This window comes from Carnobacterium jeotgali MS3, assembly GCF_000745125.1.
GTDB lineage: Bacteria > Bacillota > Bacilli > Lactobacillales > Carnobacteriaceae > Carnobacterium_B > Carnobacterium_B jeotgali.
Genome location: NZ_JQNF01000010.1, coordinates 507,585 through 525,099, shown reverse-complemented (window position 1 = coordinate 525,099; position 17,515 = coordinate 507,585). Strand labels below are relative to the sequence as shown.

Annotated in this window: 20 protein-coding genes; 11 read left to right on the top strand and 9 right to left on the bottom strand. The window is 36.9% G+C overall.

Annotated features, from left to right (window positions below; genetic code table 11):
* Window positions 1–180 precede the first annotated feature (180 nt).
* The 3 genes from BP18_RS10040 (at window position 181) to nth (ending at window position 1,784) form a co-directional block, all read left to right on the top strand.
* A complete protein-coding gene (locus BP18_RS10040; protein WP_007722078.1) occupies window positions 181–546 on the top strand; it encodes a PH domain-containing protein in 366 nt (121 codons plus the stop codon).
* Window positions 547–690: 144 nt separating this feature from the next.
* Window positions 691–987, top strand: a complete 297-nt coding sequence (locus tag BP18_RS10035; RefSeq protein WP_007722074.1) for a hypothetical protein — start codon at window positions 691–693, stop codon at window positions 985–987.
* 155 nt (window positions 988–1,142) lie between these two features.
* A complete protein-coding gene (nth, locus tag BP18_RS10030) occupies window positions 1,143–1,784 on the top strand; it encodes an endonuclease III (RefSeq protein WP_029277768.1) in 642 nt (213 codons plus the stop codon).
* 105 nt (window positions 1,785–1,889) lie between these two features.
* Here nth and BP18_RS10025 read toward each other — a convergent pair whose 3' ends face one another.
* From BP18_RS10025 to BP18_RS10000, 6 genes are read right to left on the bottom strand one after another with little or no spacing between them, the layout of a single operon-like run.
* Entirely contained in the window at window positions 1,890–2,168 is a 279-nt protein-coding gene (locus tag BP18_RS10025; protein ID WP_007722072.1) for a chorismate mutase, read from the bottom strand.
* On the bottom strand, window positions 2,161–3,258 hold the full coding sequence (gene aroC / locus BP18_RS10020) for a chorismate synthase (protein WP_007722071.1): 1,098 nt from the start codon (window positions 3,256–3,258) through the stop codon (window positions 2,161–2,163). The genes BP18_RS10025 and aroC overlap by 8 nt, the downstream gene beginning before the upstream one ends.
* Window positions 3,239–4,492 carry a 3-phosphoshikimate 1-carboxyvinyltransferase gene (gene aroA, locus BP18_RS10015; protein WP_007722069.1) on the bottom strand — a complete coding sequence of 418 codons (1,254 nt, stop codon included), beginning with the start codon at window positions 4,490–4,492 and terminating at the stop codon, window positions 3,239–3,241. Before aroA ends, aroC begins: the two co-directional genes overlap by 20 nt.
* The gene (gene aroB / locus BP18_RS10010) at window positions 4,489–5,574 is read right to left on the bottom strand and encodes a 3-dehydroquinate synthase (RefSeq protein ID WP_007722067.1); all 1,086 of its coding nucleotides are present in this window, start codon (window positions 5,572–5,574) and stop codon (window positions 4,489–4,491) included. Before aroB ends, aroA begins: the two co-directional genes overlap by 4 nt.
* A gap of 19 nt (window positions 5,575–5,593) precedes the next feature.
* Window positions 5,594–6,634, bottom strand: coding sequence for a 3-deoxy-7-phosphoheptulonate synthase (aroF, locus tag BP18_RS10005; protein WP_007722066.1), 1,041 nt, complete (start codon window positions 6,632–6,634; stop codon window positions 5,594–5,596).
* A 21-nt stretch (window positions 6,635–6,655) separates the two neighbouring features.
* A complete protein-coding gene (locus BP18_RS10000; protein WP_007722064.1) occupies window positions 6,656–7,192 on the bottom strand; it encodes a hypothetical protein in 537 nt (178 codons plus the stop codon).
* A 527-nt stretch (window positions 7,193–7,719) separates the two neighbouring features.
* Here BP18_RS10000 and aroE point away from each other — a divergent pair.
* The 4 genes from aroE to BP18_RS09980 are packed head-to-tail and all read left to right on the top strand — an operon-like array spanning window position 7,720 to window position 10,337.
* On the top strand, window positions 7,720–8,535 hold the full coding sequence (gene aroE / locus BP18_RS09995; protein WP_007722057.1) for a shikimate dehydrogenase: 816 nt from the start codon (window positions 7,720–7,722) through the stop codon (window positions 8,533–8,535).
* A complete protein-coding gene (locus tag BP18_RS09990) occupies window positions 8,532–9,053 on the top strand; it encodes a shikimate kinase (protein ID WP_007722056.1) in 522 nt (173 codons plus the stop codon). The genes aroE and BP18_RS09990 overlap by 4 nt, the downstream gene beginning before the upstream one ends.
* 1 nt (window position 9,054) lies before the next feature.
* Window positions 9,055–9,501: a type II 3-dehydroquinate dehydratase gene (gene aroQ, locus BP18_RS09985; RefSeq protein ID WP_007722055.1), complete on the top strand. Its 447-nt coding sequence runs from the start codon at window positions 9,055–9,057 to the stop codon at window positions 9,499–9,501.
* Window positions 9,501–10,337, top strand: a complete 837-nt coding sequence (locus BP18_RS09980) for a prephenate dehydrogenase (protein WP_007722054.1) — start codon at window positions 9,501–9,503, stop codon at window positions 10,335–10,337. Before aroQ ends, BP18_RS09980 begins: the two co-directional genes overlap by 1 nt.
* Window positions 10,338–10,560: 223 nt before the next feature.
* Here the strand turns inward: BP18_RS09980 and BP18_RS09975 are convergent, their stop codons facing one another.
* The gene (locus BP18_RS09975) at window positions 10,561–11,907 is read right to left on the bottom strand and encodes an FAD-dependent oxidoreductase (protein ID WP_007722051.1); all 1,347 of its coding nucleotides are present in this window, start codon (window positions 11,905–11,907) and stop codon (window positions 10,561–10,563) included.
* A 155-nt stretch (window positions 11,908–12,062) separates the two neighbouring features.
* Between BP18_RS09975 and BP18_RS09970 the strand changes: the two genes are divergently transcribed.
* The 4 genes from BP18_RS09970 to BP18_RS12955 all read left to right on the top strand — a co-directional run bounded on the left by BP18_RS09970 (window position 12,063) and on the right by BP18_RS12955 (window position 14,600).
* Entirely contained in the window at window positions 12,063–12,515 is a 453-nt protein-coding gene (locus tag BP18_RS09970) for a MarR family winged helix-turn-helix transcriptional regulator (protein WP_007722050.1), read from the top strand.
* A 14-nt stretch (window positions 12,516–12,529) separates the two neighbouring features.
* Complete coding sequence (locus BP18_RS09965) at window positions 12,530–13,039, top strand: GNAT family N-acetyltransferase (protein ID WP_007722048.1); 510 nt, start codon at window positions 12,530–12,532, stop codon at window positions 13,037–13,039.
* Window positions 13,040–13,161: 122 nt separating this feature from the next.
* A complete protein-coding gene (mgrA, locus tag BP18_RS09960) occupies window positions 13,162–14,151 on the top strand; it encodes an L-glyceraldehyde 3-phosphate reductase (RefSeq protein WP_007722046.1) in 990 nt (329 codons plus the stop codon).
* Window positions 14,152–14,465: 314 nt separating this feature from the next.
* Window positions 14,466–14,600: a hypothetical protein gene (locus BP18_RS12955; RefSeq protein WP_007722044.1), complete on the top strand. Its 135-nt coding sequence runs from the start codon at window positions 14,466–14,468 to the stop codon at window positions 14,598–14,600.
* Window positions 14,601–14,713: 113 nt separating this feature from the next.
* Here the strand turns inward: BP18_RS12955 and BP18_RS09950 are convergent, their stop codons facing one another.
* Complete coding sequence (locus tag BP18_RS09950) at window positions 14,714–15,730, bottom strand: N(5)-(carboxyethyl)ornithine synthase (protein ID WP_007722042.1); 1,017 nt, start codon at window positions 15,728–15,730, stop codon at window positions 14,714–14,716.
* 316 nt (window positions 15,731–16,046) lie between these two features.
* Entirely contained in the window at window positions 16,047–17,510 is a 1,464-nt protein-coding gene (locus tag BP18_RS09945; RefSeq protein ID WP_007722041.1) for a PTS transporter subunit EIIC, read from the bottom strand.
* Window positions 17,511–17,515 lie beyond the last annotated feature (5 nt).

The following is a 17,515-nucleotide window of genomic DNA, read 5'->3' as shown; positions in this document are numbered from 1 at the left end:
AAAAAAAGCTGATTCTATGTTGTATAGGATTAGCTTTTTTCGCTTTCAGAGTTGAATTAAATACAAAAAGAGCTAGATTTATAGATTAAATAACAGGTATAATCAATTTATAGTTGAGAATTTATGAGCAAATTAGTTTTTTCAACTTTATCTAATGAAGATTGAGAAGGAGAATGAAGAATGGCTGAACTAGAAAAGTACATAAATTGGACGTTTTCTGAAAAATGTGCGATTCCAAGTGATATCAATGATCGGTTGGTTCCAGGAGAAGAAGCAGTAGAAGCGTTTAAAACAATTAGAGATGTAGCGATATTTACGAACAAACGACTAATTGTTCGCGATGCCCAAGGATTACGTGGAAAGAAAATCGAGATTTATTCTTTACCTTATAGTTCAATAAACATGTGGTCCACTGAAAATGCAGGAACTTTTGATATCAATGCGGAAGTTGAATTATGGACAAGAGCAGGCAATATCAAAATTGGCTTAGGAAAAGATATTGATATCAGAAAATTTGATGATTTGATTGCGTCAATTTTACTTTAATAATCTAGCAATCTGTGTGAGGGCGTTACTTTTTTAACTTGTGAAGATTTCAAACTTGACGTGGGTCAATTTTCTATTGTGACAGATGGATTATACTGCTGTTATAAAGCAAAATAACCTACACAAGAAAGAAGGAATTCACTAATGGCAACATTCAATGAAGTGGCAGAGCGGAATTTTGAAAAATTGGATATGTTTACACTAGCAATTACGCGTGCACACGGGAAGAATCATCCTGAAGCGTTTGAAGTACGAAATATATTTAATACAATGAAGGAAAAGACAAAAGAAGCAGGAAGCACTGGTAAACCGCATTTAGAGGAAGAATTTACCCAGTTACGTAAAGCTACATCCAACTATACTATTCCTGGAGATGTGTGTGGAACCTATGCTGGGGTATACAATATGCTATCTGAAGCAGATCAAGCTTATCACGCATAATTAGAAAAATAGTTAATCCCAGAAAGAAAAAGACTGATTTCTGGGATTTTTTTGGTCGTTATGCGATATACTAAAATTATACCAGTCAGATCAAAAATGGTACGACTGAAGCCAGGGTACATTTAGAGGAAATTGAAAGAAGGAAAAAAATGTCTATGCTAACAAAAGAAGCTGCTCAACACGTGGTCTATGAAATTATGAAACTCTACCCCGATGCTGTCCCGACGATGCATTACCAAAATCCTTTTCAATTGTTGATGGTCGTTATATTGAGTGCTCAAGCGACTGATGAATCCGTTGCGAAAGTAAAAGACCGATTATTCGAACGTTACCCAAATCCTCAAGCGGTAAGTGAGTCCTCGCCTGAAGAAATTGAATCGTACATAAAAACTGTAGGGCTTTATCGGAATAAAGCAAAGTACATTTATAAAAGTAGCAATCAATTACTGGAACAATTTGATGGTGAAGTTCCAAATACACGTAAAGAATTGCAATCCTTAAGTGGAATCGGACCGAAATCTGCTAATATTTTATTGAATGTGGCTTTTAACCAAGAGGCCTTTGCAGTGGACACGCATGTTGCACGTGTATGCAAACATCATAAAATAGTAGCAGAAAATGCTACACCCAAACAAATTGAAGAACGTATAACAGAAATTATCCCAGCCAAATATTGGGGAAGAGCGCATCAATCAATGATTTCATTTGGCAGAGAAATATGTTCACCTAGAAATCCGAAGTGTCATGATTATCCACAGCTATATGAGAATTTAGAAGAAATAAATTTAATGGATTGAGTTATTTTTGGTAAGGGGAATGCCCAACACCAACTATAAAAAACAGGTTATTCAATGAACACAACTGTTCATGAATAACCTGTTTTTGTGCAATAAACGGATAAATCACGATTCTGATTTTAAGAGAGTCGTTTGAGTTTCTTTCGTAATGTCCATCATCGATTGGAAGAATTGGGTAACTTGTGGTTCGAACTGTGGATCTGTTAAGCGGCCGATATTTCGCTCAATAACAGCTTTTTCGCGAGTGGCATCCAATACCGGTAAACCATGTTGTTTTTTATAATCGCCAACTTTTAGAACCGTATTCAAACGCAATTCAAATAGACGTGTCAACTCTTGATCAATTTCATCAATCTCTTTGCGGTAGTGTTCCAATTCATTCATTCGATTGTCCTCCAAGCATCAGATCCATTAAACCGATAGCGGTAACGGCCTCTAGTACCGGCAGAACTCGTGGAACAATACAAGGATCGTGACGTCCTTCGACTTCTAATTCAGTCTCAATACCTTCTTGGATATTGATCGTCTGTTGCTTCTTTTTAATTGAAGCAGGTGGTTTAACAGCAGCTCTAAAAACGATTGGCATGCCATAAGTAATCCCGCCAATGATTCCACCATTATTGTTGGAGCGTGTTTTAATGCGCCCTTGTTCATTGTAGTAATATTCATCGTTTGCTTGCGAACCGCGCATTTTGGTAATGTCGAATCCTGTTCCGAATTCAATACCTTTAATGGCCGGAACGGCAAATACGAGGTGAGCCAGTTGAGATTCAACTGAGTCAAAAAATGGATTTCCATACCCGGCATCTAATCCTAAGACAAAGGTTTCAACGACACCACCAACAGAGTCGCCATCTTCTTTTGCTTCCAAAATCAAGTCGGTCATTTCTGCCTTTTTTTCAGTATTAAACAAAGGAAGCTGTTCTTCTTTGAACTGTTCGATTTGCTCTAACGTGACTGTTTCCTGATCCTCAAAAGTTTCGTCTTCGATTGTTCCAATCGACTGAATATGAGAGCCTACTGTTACACCTTTTTGTTTCAGCCATTGCTGACAAATAGCACCTGTAAACACTAGCGGAGCAGTTATTCTTCCGGAGAAGTGGCCGCTGCCGCGATGGTCATTATGGCCATTGTAACGCACGCGTCCGGGGTAATCAGCTTGTCCTGGACGCATAACATCTTTCAACACACTGTAGTCTTTTGAGCGTGTATTTGTGTTCCAAATGATTGCTGTAAGAGGTGCTCCGGTTGTTTTCCCATCTAAAAAGCCGCTTAAAATCTCTGGATGATCTTTTTCTTTTCTTGGTGTCGTCAATTCATTTTTTCCTGGCGCTCTGCGGGCCATTTCAAATGTTACTCGTTCCATATCGAGTTCCAATCCTGGAGGTAGACCATTGATCGTAACGCCAATCGCCACACCATGTGACTCTCCAAATAGTGAGAGTTGTAAATTTTTACCCCATATTCCACTCATTTACTTTTCCTCCTAGTTGTTGGAATGTTTCCCAAAAGTTGGGATAAGACTTTTTGACACAATCTGTGTCTTTGATGTGTATTGGTTCTTCACTCACCGTTGAAGCGATAGCCAACATCATAGCCATGCGATGATCTTTGTGGCTCCAAACTTGTTGGCCGCCGGATAGTCTAGAGACTCCTTCGATTAAAAGCGAATCTTCTACAATCTCAATCTGTGCTCCTAAAGCAGTCAATTCTTTTTGTGTGGCCACTAAACGATCGCTTTCTTTAATCCGTAGACGTTCCAGATTGATAATTTTTGTTTTTCCTTTGCTTAATGCAGCAACTAAAGCTACCACTGGAATAATATCGGGAACTTGAGCTCCATCTATGACGCGTTCGCTATCATTGGAACCATCACTCAATGTATCTAAAATAGAGACGATAGCTTGATCACCTTGTAGAGAATCTGAATCTAGACCGCTTACCAAAAGCTTATTCCCTAGTGCATTTGCACTCAACCAGAAGGCTGCTTGCGAGTAATCGCCTTCGACTGTGTAATCGCGGGGGCTATAAGCTTGTTGTCCTTTGATTCGAAATACTTGTCCATCCTCCTCTTGTTCAATTAGAATACCAAAGGATTGTAAGACAGAAAGGGTCAAATCAATGTAGCCTTTCGATTCTAAATGAGTCGTAATTTGTAAGACAGAGTCTCCGGCAAGTAAAGGCAAAGTTAGTAACATACCGGTGATAAACTGGGAACTGATATCGCCACGCATTTCATAGATACCTGGTGTCAAAGAACCTGCGACACTCAACTGTAGGTTTTCAGTTGTGGCTTGATGATAATGGAGTGACTGAGCGTCGAATAATTCTTGATAAGGTTCAAGTGGGCGTTTGCCTAAATGTCCTTGACCGATAAAGTGCGTTTCTCCTGTAAACAATGTCGCTAAAGGGATTAGAAAACGCAAGGTAGACCCGGACTCATTGCAATTGATTGTGCGGCTTTCCTTAGCAGTTCCATTACGGATACCATCGATTGTCAATGTCTGATCATCATAAAAAATAATCGCTCCAAACGAACGCATACCTTCGATAGTTGCGAGGATATCATCTGATAGTTGAATATTCTTGATCGTACTGCGACCTGCTGCTAAACTGGCGCAAATCACTGCACGATGCGCCATACTTTTAGATGGCGGGACAGTAACAGTTCCATTTAACGCATTAGGAGTAAGGGTTAGATTAGTCATGCTGTTCCTCCAGTGTCTAAAGAATCGAAAAAGGATAGAGTCGTTTGATGCAAGGTAGCGCGTCCGACGTCAACTAAAACAATCACTGACAAACTGCCTCCACTATTTTTTTTGTCTTTTTTGATATAAGGCAATAATTTAGGGTAATCTTCAAGATCCTCTAGTGCAATAGGTAAACGATGTTGTTGTAAAAGAGTAATCAATTGATCAGTAGTCCCATCAGTAGTCATTTGCTTGGATTCTGCGATTCTTGAGATAGCAACCATGCCAATGGCTACACCTTGACCATGGGTATATTTTTCATACTGGTAATAGGCTTCAATGGCGTGACCCAACGTATGTCCAAAGTTCAAAATCATTCGTTCGCCCAAATCTTTTTCATCTGTCTGCACAATCACTTGTTTGATTGTGCAACAGGTTTCGATGATCCAATCGATGTGTTGCATGACTTCTTTTCGAGAAGATAGTTCCGTTAGACGATGAAATAAATTAAGATCTTTTATACAGCCGTATTTGATCACTTCTGCCATTCCATCAGCAAAAGCAGAATCCGTCAAAGTCTCTAGAACCAATGGATCAATCAAGACGAGTAGGGGGTGATAAAAAGCACCGACTAAGTTTTTTCCCTCAGGTAAATCGACACCCACTTTTCCGCCAACGCTACTATCCACTTGCGCGAGTAAGGTGGTAGGGATTTGGACAAAAGAGATACCTCTCAAGTAAGAAGAAGCGGCAAAACCAGTGATATCCCCTATCACGCCACCACCTAGAGCAATGATTAAATCGCTCCGTGTTAAGCCAAAATCCGCTAATGCACTGTAAATATGAGGCAGCGAGTCGAATGTCTTAGTCTGTTCTCCAGGAGGCAAAACGATGCATTGTACTTTATAATCCGCTGCTTCCAAATCTTTTATAATCGACTTAGCGTAAAGAGCATAGACGGTTTCATCGGTGACAATGGCAATTTTAGCTCCAGTAAAGACATTTTTGACTTCATGACTGACATGATTAAGCAATCCTTTTTCAATCTTTAATTCATAACGCACTTCTTGTGATGGAAATTTAACGGTTAAGACAGGCATGGATTTTATCCTCCTCAGTTTATCTTGTTAGAATAGTAGCAGCTTCGTTAATCGAACGACCTTCGAAATCCGCTAGCTTACGAGCTTTCTCCATCAATCTAGCAAATTCATCTGGTGTCAAACATTGCTCGCCATCACTCCAAGCATTAGCAGGGTCATTGTGAACTTCAATCATTAAGCCATCTGCTCCAGCAACGATACCTGATTTAGCACCTGCTTCAACCAAGTAAGACATTCCACCAGCATGACTTGGATCAATAATGATTGGTAAATGTGAGAGTTCTTTGATGACTGGAACCGCTTGGATATCTAGTGTATTGCGGGTTTCTGTTTCAAATGTCCGAATACCGCGTTCGCATAAAATAACATTTTCATTTCCTCCGGCCATAATGTACTCAGCGGACATCAACCATTCTTTATAGGTTGCAGATAAGCCACGTTTTAAAAGGACTGGAGTATTCGTTCGTCCAACTTCTTTAAGTAAATCAAAGTTTTGCATATTGCGTGCACCAATTTGAATGATATCTACGGAATCAACAAATTGATCGACCCATTTTGTTGACATCAATTCAGTCACAATAGGCATTCCTGTTTCTGCTTTAGCAACTTGAAGCATTTTTAATCCCTCTAATTCAAGTCCTTGGAAACTGTATGGAGAAGTTCTTGGTTTGAATGCTCCTCCACGTAAGAAGTTTGCGCCAGCTTGTTTCAGTTGTTTTGCAATCGTCACAATTTGTTCTTCACTTTCTACAGAACACGGCCCCGCGATGATTCCCAATTTAGTGCCGCCAATTGTTTCGTCACCAATTTTGATGATAGAATTCTCAGGATGAAATTTTCTGTTTGCTCTTTTGTAAGGGTCTTCTACTCGAATAACTTGCTCAACTTCTGGAAAAACACGCAATTGGTGAGTATCGATCCCACTAGTATCACCAATCAAACCTAGGAAATCGCGCTTGATATCGGTGAAATGGCTCACAGCTACTCCTTGTGTTTCTAATTTAGTAGCTAATTCTTTAACCTCACTGGCTTTAATTCCTTGTTTTAAAACGATTATCATAATTATTCTCCTCTGCATTGTTTAGTTTATTTTGTACAAACACCACACCATTACTGGCTCATATCGTTCTTCAATCGTATAACCTGGATTTTTTTCTTTTTCAAACACATCCTCACTAATAATCGTGTATTTCAGATTTTTCTTACAAAAGCCTGACCAAGCTTTGAATTTACTGTCTGAAAATTCAATGACCGTGTCTTCGTTTTTTTGGATTAAATATTTTTTCAAGAAAATAGTGGTTGCTGGATGAATCATTGCTCGGTTTTCAGAATAATAGTTATTTTTGACTAAAACCATCGGCTTGGTTCTTCGTTGAAAGACATCTACCAACTCAACTTTATCCCAATAATCATAATTAAATTCTTTCCACCCATACTCTTTTCGGGCGCTTTTAAAAGCTACAGGGAACAATACGTATTGTTCACTTAGTTGCTGAATGTTGTGTAGTAGATTGTCAAAAGATGGATAGGCTACAATACCATCGTCTTTTGACTGGAGCAAAGATTCGGCGACTGCATAACTATCCGTGCTGCTTGGTCCTAGCGTATGAATGATCATCTCTTTTTCCTCCACTAAAATTATTGAAAAACGAAAAAACGCCACACCCGATAGTCTTTTGAAAGATTATCGAATGTAGCGTTAGGTAAGTTCACTAATAGTATCTATAAAATCAGATTAGTTCGTTGCCCCTTCGATTTCTTTCAAAATCTATAGGGCAACTGTTGTTAGCAGCTTAAAAAGCTTTAGCCTCTATAGATTTTCTCATAAAGAAGCTAAAATAATAATTATTCAATTGTGAGTCCATTGCAGTTTTAAGTTGTGCTTGTAAGTTCATGGTGGTCTCTCCTCAATTGATCATTATCAGCTGTGTTCCAACTGTGAGACCAATACTAGCAAGTAAAAAAAATATTGTCAACACTAAATAAAAAAACAAATCTAGTAAACAATTAAAAAAGCACCTCAAACAGTTGATGCCAAACGAATTAGAGTCATTTTAAATAATTGTTCGTTAAATTTTTAATTGAACTTTCTATTTCTTTTGTTTATACTTCAACACATTATCGAATGATGAAAAGAGGTGCCACATGAAATTTTACGGATTATTCGGAGAATCACTTGTACATAGCCATTCTCCAAGCCTCCATAAGTTGATTTATGAAAAAATAGGATTAGACGCTGCTTATAAGCTCTTTGCATTTCCGCCAACACAGTTGAAACAAGCTATGGATGGCGTTCGGACGTTATCGATTAAAGGGGTAAACGTTACGATTCCTTATAAAGAAGCTGTTATCCCTTATTTAGACGAAATCGGTCCATTTGCAAAAAAATTGGGAGCAGTAAACACAATTGAAAATGTAAATGGGAAGTTAATCGGTCATAACACGGATTATAGTGGTTTTGGTTTGATTTTGAGCCGTAGAAACTGGGATGTAAACGGAAAGATAGCCGTTATTTTAGGATCAGGAGGAGCATCCAAAACAGTTGAAGCGTATTTAATGGATCACGGTATTCAAATGATTTATATTGTGTCTCGGAGGCCAGAACAGTTTGAAAACACCAAAAATAAAAGGTATACCAATTATAAAGAAGCCCAATCTTTAATGGGAGATTTTTTAATTAATACTTCGCCTGTTGGTATGTACCCTAATATCACTAAGTCTCCATTAAGTGAGACTACCATTCAGCAGTTTGATCATTTGATTGACTTGATTTATAACCCTAGTGAAACTGCTTTTTTACAATTAGGACGTGAAAATAACAAACAAACGGCTAATGGGTTAGATATGTTAGTGGGTCAAGCTATTCGTGCAGTAGAAATCTGGGAAAAGTGTTCGATTGATGAACAAGTTACGGAAGAGTTGATCTCTGAATGGAAAACAAAAAATGGTGAAAGTTTATGAAGACAAATATTGTGTTGATTGGTATGACAGGTAGTGGGAAAAGTACTATTGGAGAAAAACTTAGTCAGCAACTAGACATGCCGTTTAAAGATATCGATCATTTTATTGAACAAACAACTAAAAAGACCGTTTCGGAATTATTTGAAGTAAGTGAAGCTCACTTTAGAGCAATTGAGACCCAAGCTTGTAAAGAATTGGCAGTGACGGAAAGTTATACAGTCATTTCGTGTGGTGGAGGAGTCGTTCTCAACCCAGAAAATATTGAAGCATTAAGAAAAACAGGCTGGATTGTTTTTGTTGATCGACCTGTTGAACACATTATCAAAGATATCGAAATTGGGCATCGGCCTTTATTAAAAGACGGTAAAAACGTGCTATACCAATTATACGAAGAACGGTTTGATTTATATCAAACAGCAGCCGATTTTTGCGTGGATAATCAATCCAATTTGGAAAATGTATTGAATGAAATAACGCATCGTCTACCAGAAGCTATTACACATAAAAGGAGAAGATAGTATGAGAATCGTTATTATTAATGGTCCAAATTTAAATTTTTTAGGGACTCGTGAACCTGAAATTTATGGAACAGAAACGCTGGAAGAGATAGAAAGTAAAATTCAAAAATACGCTGAACAACAAAAAGTAGAGTGCACTTTTTTTCAAAGCAATTCTGAAGGAGAGTTGATTGACCGAATTCAACAAGCTCATATGGATAAGGTAGATGGAATCGTACTCAATCCTGCAGCGTATACCCATTACAGCTACGCGATTCACGATGCGGTGAAATCAGTAGATGTGCCAACTGTAGAAGTGCATTTAAGTGCTATTCATGCCCGAGAATCTTTCCGAAAAGATTCTGTAGTAGCACCTGCTTGTATTGGACAAATTTCAGGATTTGGAGCAACAGGTTATTTGTTGGCTATCCAAGCCTTGAAAGAAGTCAAAAATAAAGGAGAGAACTAATGAACATTGCGATTGTCGGTTTAGGAGTCATTGGAGGTTCGTTTGCTAAAGGTCTTCAAGCAGCTGGATATACCAATGTTTATGGGATAGACGTCAACGAATCCACGTTAAAAACAGCTGTAAATCAAGGGATCATCAAAAAAGGATTCGTTGAAGCTAATGATATCTTGCAGGATATGGATGTTGTTATGATTTCTCTTTATCCGAATCAAATTGCCTCTTTTGTTGAGCAACACAAAAATAGGTTAAAAGAAGGGGCTGTTCTAACGGATGTAACAGGTGTTAAAACCACTATTATAGAAGAAATTGCTACCGTTCTTCCTTCAACAGTCGATTTTGTATTTGCACATCCTATGCGTGGCAGTGAGAAACAAGGGATTATTGGGGCGGATCACACGCGATTTATAGGAGCCAATGCTTTGATTACTCCTATTGCGACTAACAAAGAAGCCTCTTTACAGCTTATTGAAAAGCTCTATAGAGAGGTTGGTTTTAACCAACTAACGCGCGTTTCTCCTGAAAAACATGATGAACAAATTGCGTATGTTAGTCAATTGATGCACGTTTTGTCTGTAGCAGTTGTAAATAGCCAGCAAGCTTCCGAAGAAACACTGACGTTTGCTGGTAATAGTTTTCAAGAACTGACTAGGATAGCAGATATCAATGGGGAACTATGGAGTGAATTATTTTTAAATAACCGAACAGCTTTGTTAAAATCGATTAACCAATTTGAGGTTGAGTTGAATACTATGAAACGTACGCTAGCAGATAATGATGAAGATGAGTTGAAAAAGATCTTTAAACAGGCTACTAGTAAACGAAGAGAATGGTACTAAATGCTTTCTCTAAAAAAGTTTATGCTCTTGATATAGATTCAAAAACGTTGCAACTTATACGTTTAAAAGCTGAGAGTGAAATATTTGAACGATCCAAGGAGAAATGAAATAAATCCTGATTTATTATTACAGACAAAAAATACTCCTTACATGGTAAATACTAGAAATAAGAACTATTTCTAAGTTACATGTAAGGAGTATTTTAATTTTCAAGAAAAAAATATTATAGTTTTTTATTATCAAAATTGCCGTCTAAAGCTTTTTGAGCAAGAACATTTAGGTAGTTCCAAGGACGGTTGAATCCTGGTTGGAAGAAGAAATCAGCAAAGGCTAATTGCTCTAGTGTCCAACCTGAAGAGATAGCAACCGATAGTACATTGATAGAAGCGGTAACGTCATAAGTTGACATCAATTGAGCACCAACAATACGGTGAGTGTCTTTTTCAAAGTGGATTTTCATCATGACTTTTTCGTCATCAATAAAAGTCGGACGGATGTTTTCAACAACGAATGTGCTAGCAACTTCAGCATCAATGGAATCTTGATCGATGTCTTTGACCCCTGTAGAAGCTAATTTGTAGTCGAATAATGTTAAACCAGATGTCCCAGATACTTCAGGCATTTTTACTTTCTTCTCTAAAATGTTTTTAGCCGCAATGACTCCTTGACGACGAGCGTTAGAGGCTAAAGCAATTAGTTTTGTACCATGATTTGGCGCAAATGGAATTTTTGTAGCATCTCCCATTGCAAAAATATCTTTTTCAGAGGTTTCTAGGTAGTCGTCAATAACGATCGTTCCGTCTGGGTTCAATTCAACGATTCCTTGAAGCCATTTTGTATTTGGACGAACACCAACAGCCATGATCACAGTATCTGCTTCGTATTCACCTTTATCTGTAACAACTTTTTTAACGGTTCCGTTTTCGCCAACAACTTCTTTAACCATTTCGCTTGTGCGAACAGTCAATCCATTTTGATTCATATTTTCGTTCAATACATCAACAAATTCTTTATCTAGGTACGTATTCAATACACGGTCTAAAGAATCAATAACCGTTGTCTCAATACCTACTTTAGCAAATGCTTCAGCAATTTCAATACCGATATAACCTCCACCGACAACAACAGCTTTTTTTGATTGTTCCATACGTGTTTTAACTTTTTCAGCCCAATTACGGTCACGTACATAGAAGATATTATCTAAATCAGCACCAGGAATTAGAATTCTGACAGGTGCTGCGCCAGGAGAAAGAATCAATTTATCATAGCTTTCTTCAGTTTCTCCGTCAGTTGTTTTAACAGTAATGGTTTTAGCTTTTAGGTTGATTCCGACAACGTCACTATTCATATGAACATTTACATGTTGTTCAATATACGAATCCTCTGTTGCATAATGTAAACTATCTAAAGACTCCGCAATGCCTTCTAAGTAACTTTGAATTCCACAAGATAAGAATGATGCGGTATCTCCGCGTTCATACAAATGCAATTCAGCATTTGGCTGCTCTTTCAATAATGTTTGAATGGCTTCATAACCAGCATGCGATGTTCCTACAACAATAATTTTCACTAAAATTGCCTACAATAATAAGTATTTGTTCCAAAAAGCACCATACCACTTATCGGTATTTTTATGAAATAATTTGCCTATCATGCATTTTTCGTTGCATTTACAACAAAAAGAATATAAAATAAGATTTATTAAAGACGAAAAGAGGGAACGAAATGATAGACATTCTTCGTGACATTGGAGTGATTGCAAGAGCTTTAGACTCTATCGCTAATATAGAATTTAAAGATCTCAATCTTACAAGAGGTCAATACCTCTATTTAGTAAGGATTAAAGAGAACCCAGGAATAATACCAGATAATTTAAGTGAAATGATAAAAGTAGATCGTACAACTGTATCGAGAGCTATTCAAAAACTTGAACAAAATGGATTGATTGAAAAAAGAGCTGATTCAGTGAATAAAAAAATCAAAAGGTTGTTTACTACACCTAAAGGAGATGAATTAGCGGAATATATTGTGAAAGAAAATCTTTATTCTAATAAGATTGCTCTACAAGGCTTGTCGGATGAAGAAATCAAAAATTTTTCTCGGATTTTAAATAAAATAAAACAAAATACGGAAACTGATTGGAATTTTGTAAAAAAAGGAAATAAACGGAATTACTAAAGGAGGCTGATACTATGGAATTGAAAGAATGCACCTTAGAAGATTTAAAAGTACTTCAAAACATCAGCATAGAACTATTTACGGATACCTTTAAGGATCAAAACACTGAGGAAGATCTAGAAAATTATTTAGAAAAAGCCTACAATAGCACACAACTCAAACAAGAACTTACAAATGATAATTCTACTTTTTTCTTTTTATTAGATAACGAAGAAATAGTTGGTTACTTAAAATTGAACATAGGTGATGCTCAAACAGAAGATATCGCTGAAAATGCTGTAGAAATCGAAAGGATTTACATCTTAAGTAATCTTAAAAGAAAAGGATATGGAACATTTTTAATAGAGAATGCTGAACAATTTGCAAAACAGAAGAATAAAAAAGTGATTTGGTTAGGTGTTTGGGAAAAAAATTTTAGTGCTCTTTCCTTTTATAAAAAGAACGGGTTTATCCAGATTAGCTCACATTCGTTCTTCATGGGAGAGGACGAGCAAATCGATTTGATCATGACCAAGATTATTTAATATTAATAGCCAGATTCTTAATGGAATTATGTTAAAAACTCTTACAATTCATTGTTTCTTGTATTTGAAAGCGTTATAATTAAGTGCGTAAGAAATAGATTGAAAAAAACTGGAGTGGTTGAATGTATCAAGCAGCAGAAAATCGTTATGACAATATGATTTACAATCGTGTGGGGAACAGTGGATTAAAATTGCCAGCATTGTCTTTAGGAATGTGGCATAATTTCGGTGATGTGGATTTATTTGAAAACAGCCGTAAAATGGTTCAACGTTCATTCGATTTGGGGATTACTCATTTTGACTTAGCTAATAATTACGGTCCTCCAGCAGGAAGTGCTGAAGAAAACTTTGGACGTATTTTAAAGAAAGACTTACTTCCTTACCGTGATGAATTGATTATTTCAAGCAAGGCCGGTTATGACATGTGGCCAGGTCCATATGGCGAATTTGGGTCTAAAAAATATTTGACTGCTAGTGTTGATCAAAGTTTGAAGCGCTTGGGGTTAGATTATGTTGATATCTTTTATTCACATCGTCCAGATCCAGATACACCTTTTGAAGAAACAGCACAAGCATTGGACTTAATGGTTCGCCAAGGTAAAGCATTGTATATTGGGATTTCTAATTATACTGCTGAACAAACAGCTGAAATTTCAAAAATATTTAAAGAATTAAAAACACCTTTCATTATTCACCAACCCTCTTACAGCATGTATAACCGCTGGATAGAAGATGGTCTACAAGATGTCTTACAAGAAAACCAATTAGGAACGATTGCATTTAGTCCCTTAGCGCAAGGTATGTTAACAGATCGTTACTTAAACGGTATTCCAAAGGATTCAAGAGCTGGTCGGACAACAAGCCCATTCTTAGACGAAACCAAAGTAAATGATACTATTGCACAATCAAGAGCCTTAAATGAAATCGCAAAACGCCGAGGTCAAACTTTAGCTGAAATGGCTGTTTCGTGGATTTTAAGAGACGGAAAAGTTACAAGTGTATTGATTGGAGCTAGCAAGGTAAGCCAAATTGAGGACAATGTCAAAGCATTAGATAACCTTGAATTTTCTCCTTCAGAATTAGCCGAAATTGAAAAGATATTGAAAGCTTAATCAATTGAGATTTTTATTGATTACCTTCTAATGTAGGGAATCAATTTAGGAATTGTTCTTAAAATAATACATGGAAAAAATGCGCACTATTTAGTTCTTTGAAACACTAAATATTTAAGAAAATAACTCAACAAAAAGGGATTACACCTAAAAAGTGCAATCCCTTTTTGTTGGATTGTGTTAGATAAAGCCGGTTTGTGTACCATATGAAGGGTGGAATGGGAGTGATAGGGTATATAAGAGCGATTTACGTACTATATTGTGTGATGAAATCCAGTCATATAGTACGCAAAATCTTTTTGAGGACGGTAAAGATGAAAAATCTTTATCCATATGGTACATACTGGTACACAAAAAATAGTGTAGACCATATGGATAAAGTTATTAAAAGTGATAACCTCTATGGCAAGTCATTGGAACACGTTCATGAAGTAACGCCTGACCTATGAATGAATAAAAATGAACAAGTAAAGATAAAATATGAATATTTGGTGCTGATTCAAAGCGCGCATAAGTAATGGTCCAAACAATACCTGCAATAGAATAGGTTCAAGCAAATGAATTAAGCAGGATTTCTTTCATCAGAATCAACAAATTGAAGAGGTGTTGTTCTATTTTGAAACTGATTGATACGTTCATCGATAATATAGCCTCTTTCAATGATCAAAGCATCTTCTAAAATAACGTTAGGATGTCCTTCAACTAGGTCATCAATATACTTAAACGTTTCTTTAGAGATAGCACTTGAAGAAGAGCGGTAAAAAATAGTAGGCGTATGATCAACTGCGTAATGAATAACGTCGTTAATTTGATAAGTTGGGTGTTCTAAAGTCGTAGGAACAGTCGTTTCGATTGCCCCATTTTCGTCACAACTAACATCAATCAAGAGCGTACCAGGTTTAAATCGTTTTAAATCTGTTTTGTAAATTAGGTGATCGGTACGTGAAGTATCCCATAATATTGCATTGACAATCACATCAAATTCAGTCATTTCTTTCTGGAATAACGTTTCTTGATTGCTATTATAGACTCTAACATCTGCACCTAATCCGATTAAAATTCGTTGCGCGCCACGTGCTGTATTTCCGCGTCCTAAAATAGCAACTTTTGTATCATAAGGCATAACCCCGTTTAATTGGTAAGCATGCATAACAGCAGCTTCCCCAGCCAACTCATTATTGCGCCAGTAAGAATGGCGATTGTCTTCATACATATCTTCCCAAGCGTAAGCGGAAAGTTCCTTAGCTACTAATATATCTGTCACTTCTTTGCTTTGCACAGCATGAACCCAGCCGAATAACGTTTGTCCTGGGTTTAGTTTGTCTATAAAAGTAGCGTCACCAATTTTAGGATCACAGATAATATCTTGCTCTAAGGCAACGGCTCTAGGCACAACTTGACAACCCAAAGCAGCGTACTCAGTGTCAGAGATATTTAAATCACTTCCATAGCCTTCCTCAAAAAATAAAGCTTCTCTATGATTTATCCGTGTAATATCTTTAGGCAATAAGGCGATTCGTTTTTCACCAGGTTTATGACTGTTGACAAAACCAATTGTTTTTAATTTTTTGTGGTGCATAGTTGGAACCTCCCATCTGAGTATGTATAGTATGACTAGACATATCATCTCATTATTGCATTAATCGCAACCGGTTACAAATTTTTGCGGTGTAAGGATTAGAAAATGATTAGAAGTTTAATTAGTTTGACACGTAAGGATTAGTTAAATGAAAGTTTAGGATTATACTTACTTCATCAATTCTGAGAAAATAGTTTATATGGAAAATAGATGGGAAAATATCTTTTTAGACCAACTGACACAACCAATATGTTAAATAAAATGCTACAAAAAAACTTTCAGAATCTCAAACTACTGATTCTGAAAGTTTTTTAAATTAAGCTATAGTTTGTTTTGCTGGATTTTTTGGTTTAGCACGTTTTTCTTGCATAACCATTGAATCGTTGTAACCCCAAATATAAGTAAGAGCAAAGGCTAAAAACAAGGTAATAGCAGTAACAAGTACGGCATACCAAAAGTTTGCTGTGATTCCATTTGCAGGGTCAATGAAAGAAGGCAATCCGATAATGGATCCAATAATGCTCCACATATTGACTTGGAATAAACCTGTCAGAAAACCACCAACCGCACTTGCAATACTGGCGCAAATAAATGGTCTGCGGAAACGTAAGTTGATTCCATAAATTGCTGGCTCAGTAATGCCACAAAAAGCGGAAACAGCACCTGCATAACCCAGCTCTTTTAAGTCTAGTTTTTTAGATTTTACGGCTACAGCTAGTGCTGCTCCTCCTTGTGCAACGATAGTCATACTTACCATGGCTGACAAGTAACTGTACCCTAAAGTTGCAAAGTCATTGACATAGATAGGAATAATTCCCCAATGTAAGCCAAAAATAACCAATATTTGGTAAAAACCATTAATCACGGCTCCAAAAATAGGGGCGTTTAGGCTTAGTAGGGCTTGTAAACCATTTGCTAGACCAAATGAGAGCCAGGTAATGATAGGTCCTGTAATCAAGAAAGTTATTGAAGCAACGATTCCAATGATGAGAATAGGTACCAAAAGAGCTTGAATAATGGTTGGAACCCAGCTTTTTAGCCAAATTTCTAATTTGTTTACCAACCAAGCAGCTAATATCATAGGAAAAATAGAGTATGTATATGAGACATAAGGAAAATTAAAAGTTCCAATAGATAAGATGTTCAAGCCACTATTAGCAGCTTCAATAACAGTGGGATGAATAATAATACCACCGATAACAGCTGTTAAAAGAGGATTTCCACCTAATCGTTTGGCAGCATTAAAACCGATTAAAATAGGTAGAAAGTAAAAGACAGCATCGGCCATTGCACTAATAATTAAATAGGCATTACCAGTAGCAGATACTAGATTTGAAGCAGTCAATACAGCTAAAAGACTCTTTATAATTCCTGAAGCAGCAAGCAAATTGATGATAGGCATTACTGAACCGGTAATAATTCCAATGAGTTGATTTCCACTATATTTTAGTTTTTCAAAATAAGTACGATTTTCAGAAGTGGAAGTTGTATTTTCTGTCTCTTGTGGCTGATTATCAGAAAGAGAGAGTTGGGAAGCAATTTCCTTATGAATATCTTCGACTGCTGGACCGACGACTATTTGGTATTGACCACCCGCGTTTACTACACCTAAGACGCCTTTTAAATGAGTTAACTCCTCCTCATTTGCTTTGGTATCATCTTTTAAATAAAAGCGAAGACGCGTCACACAATGGATGACGTTTGTGATGTTTTCTTTACCACCAACTAACTGAATAATGGTAGCCGCTAATGTATGATAGTCCTCTTTTTTATTGTTCATGATTA

Bases quoted from the DNA above. Each gene is read 5' to 3' on its own strand.
- BP18_RS09945 (WP_007722041.1), bottom strand. From the start codon at position 17,510: ATGAACAATAAAAAAGAGGACTATCATACATTAGCGGCTACCATTATT.
- aroB (WP_007722067.1), bottom strand. From the start codon at position 5,574: ATGCCTGTCTTAACCGTTAAATTTCCATCACAAGAAGTGCGTTATGAA.
- BP18_RS09965 (WP_007722048.1), top strand. From the start codon at position 12,530: ATGGAATTGAAAGAATGCACCTTAGAAGATTTAAAAGTACTTCAAAAC.
- BP18_RS10035 (WP_007722074.1), top strand. From the start codon at position 691: ATGGCAACATTCAATGAAGTGGCAGAGCGGAATTTTGAAAAATTGGAT.
- nth (WP_029277768.1), top strand. From the start codon at position 1,143: ATGCTAACAAAAGAAGCTGCTCAACACGTGGTCTATGAAATTATGAAA.
- BP18_RS09950 (WP_007722042.1), bottom strand. From the start codon at position 15,730: ATGCACCACAAAAAATTAAAAACAATTGGTTTTGTCAACAGTCATAAA.
- BP18_RS09970 (WP_007722050.1), top strand. From the start codon at position 12,063: ATGATAGACATTCTTCGTGACATTGGAGTGATTGCAAGAGCTTTAGAC.
- BP18_RS09980 (WP_007722054.1), top strand. From the start codon at position 9,501: ATGAACATTGCGATTGTCGGTTTAGGAGTCATTGGAGGTTCGTTTGCT.
- mgrA (WP_007722046.1), top strand. From the start codon at position 13,162: ATGTATCAAGCAGCAGAAAATCGTTATGACAATATGATTTACAATCGT.
- aroA (WP_007722069.1), bottom strand. From the start codon at position 4,492: ATGACTAATCTAACCCTTACTCCTAATGCGTTAAATGGAACTGTTACT.
- BP18_RS12955 (WP_007722044.1), top strand. From the start codon at position 14,466: ATGAAAAATCTTTATCCATATGGTACATACTGGTACACAAAAAATAGT.
- BP18_RS10000 (WP_007722064.1), bottom strand. From the start codon at position 7,192: ATGATCATTCATACGCTAGGACCAAGCAGCACGGATAGTTATGCAGTC.
- BP18_RS10025 (WP_007722072.1), bottom strand. From the start codon at position 2,168: ATGAATGAATTGGAACACTACCGCAAAGAGATTGATGAAATTGATCAA.
- aroC (WP_007722071.1), bottom strand. From the start codon at position 3,258: ATGAGTGGAATATGGGGTAAAAATTTACAACTCTCACTATTTGGAGAG.
- BP18_RS10040 (WP_007722078.1), top strand. From the start codon at position 181: ATGGCTGAACTAGAAAAGTACATAAATTGGACGTTTTCTGAAAAATGT.
- aroQ (WP_007722055.1), top strand. From the start codon at position 9,055: ATGAGAATCGTTATTATTAATGGTCCAAATTTAAATTTTTTAGGGACT.
- aroE (WP_007722057.1), top strand. From the start codon at position 7,720: ATGAAATTTTACGGATTATTCGGAGAATCACTTGTACATAGCCATTCT.
- aroF (WP_007722066.1), bottom strand. From the start codon at position 6,634: ATGATAATCGTTTTAAAACAAGGAATTAAAGCCAGTGAGGTTAAAGAA.
- BP18_RS09990 (WP_007722056.1), top strand. From the start codon at position 8,532: ATGAAGACAAATATTGTGTTGATTGGTATGACAGGTAGTGGGAAAAGT.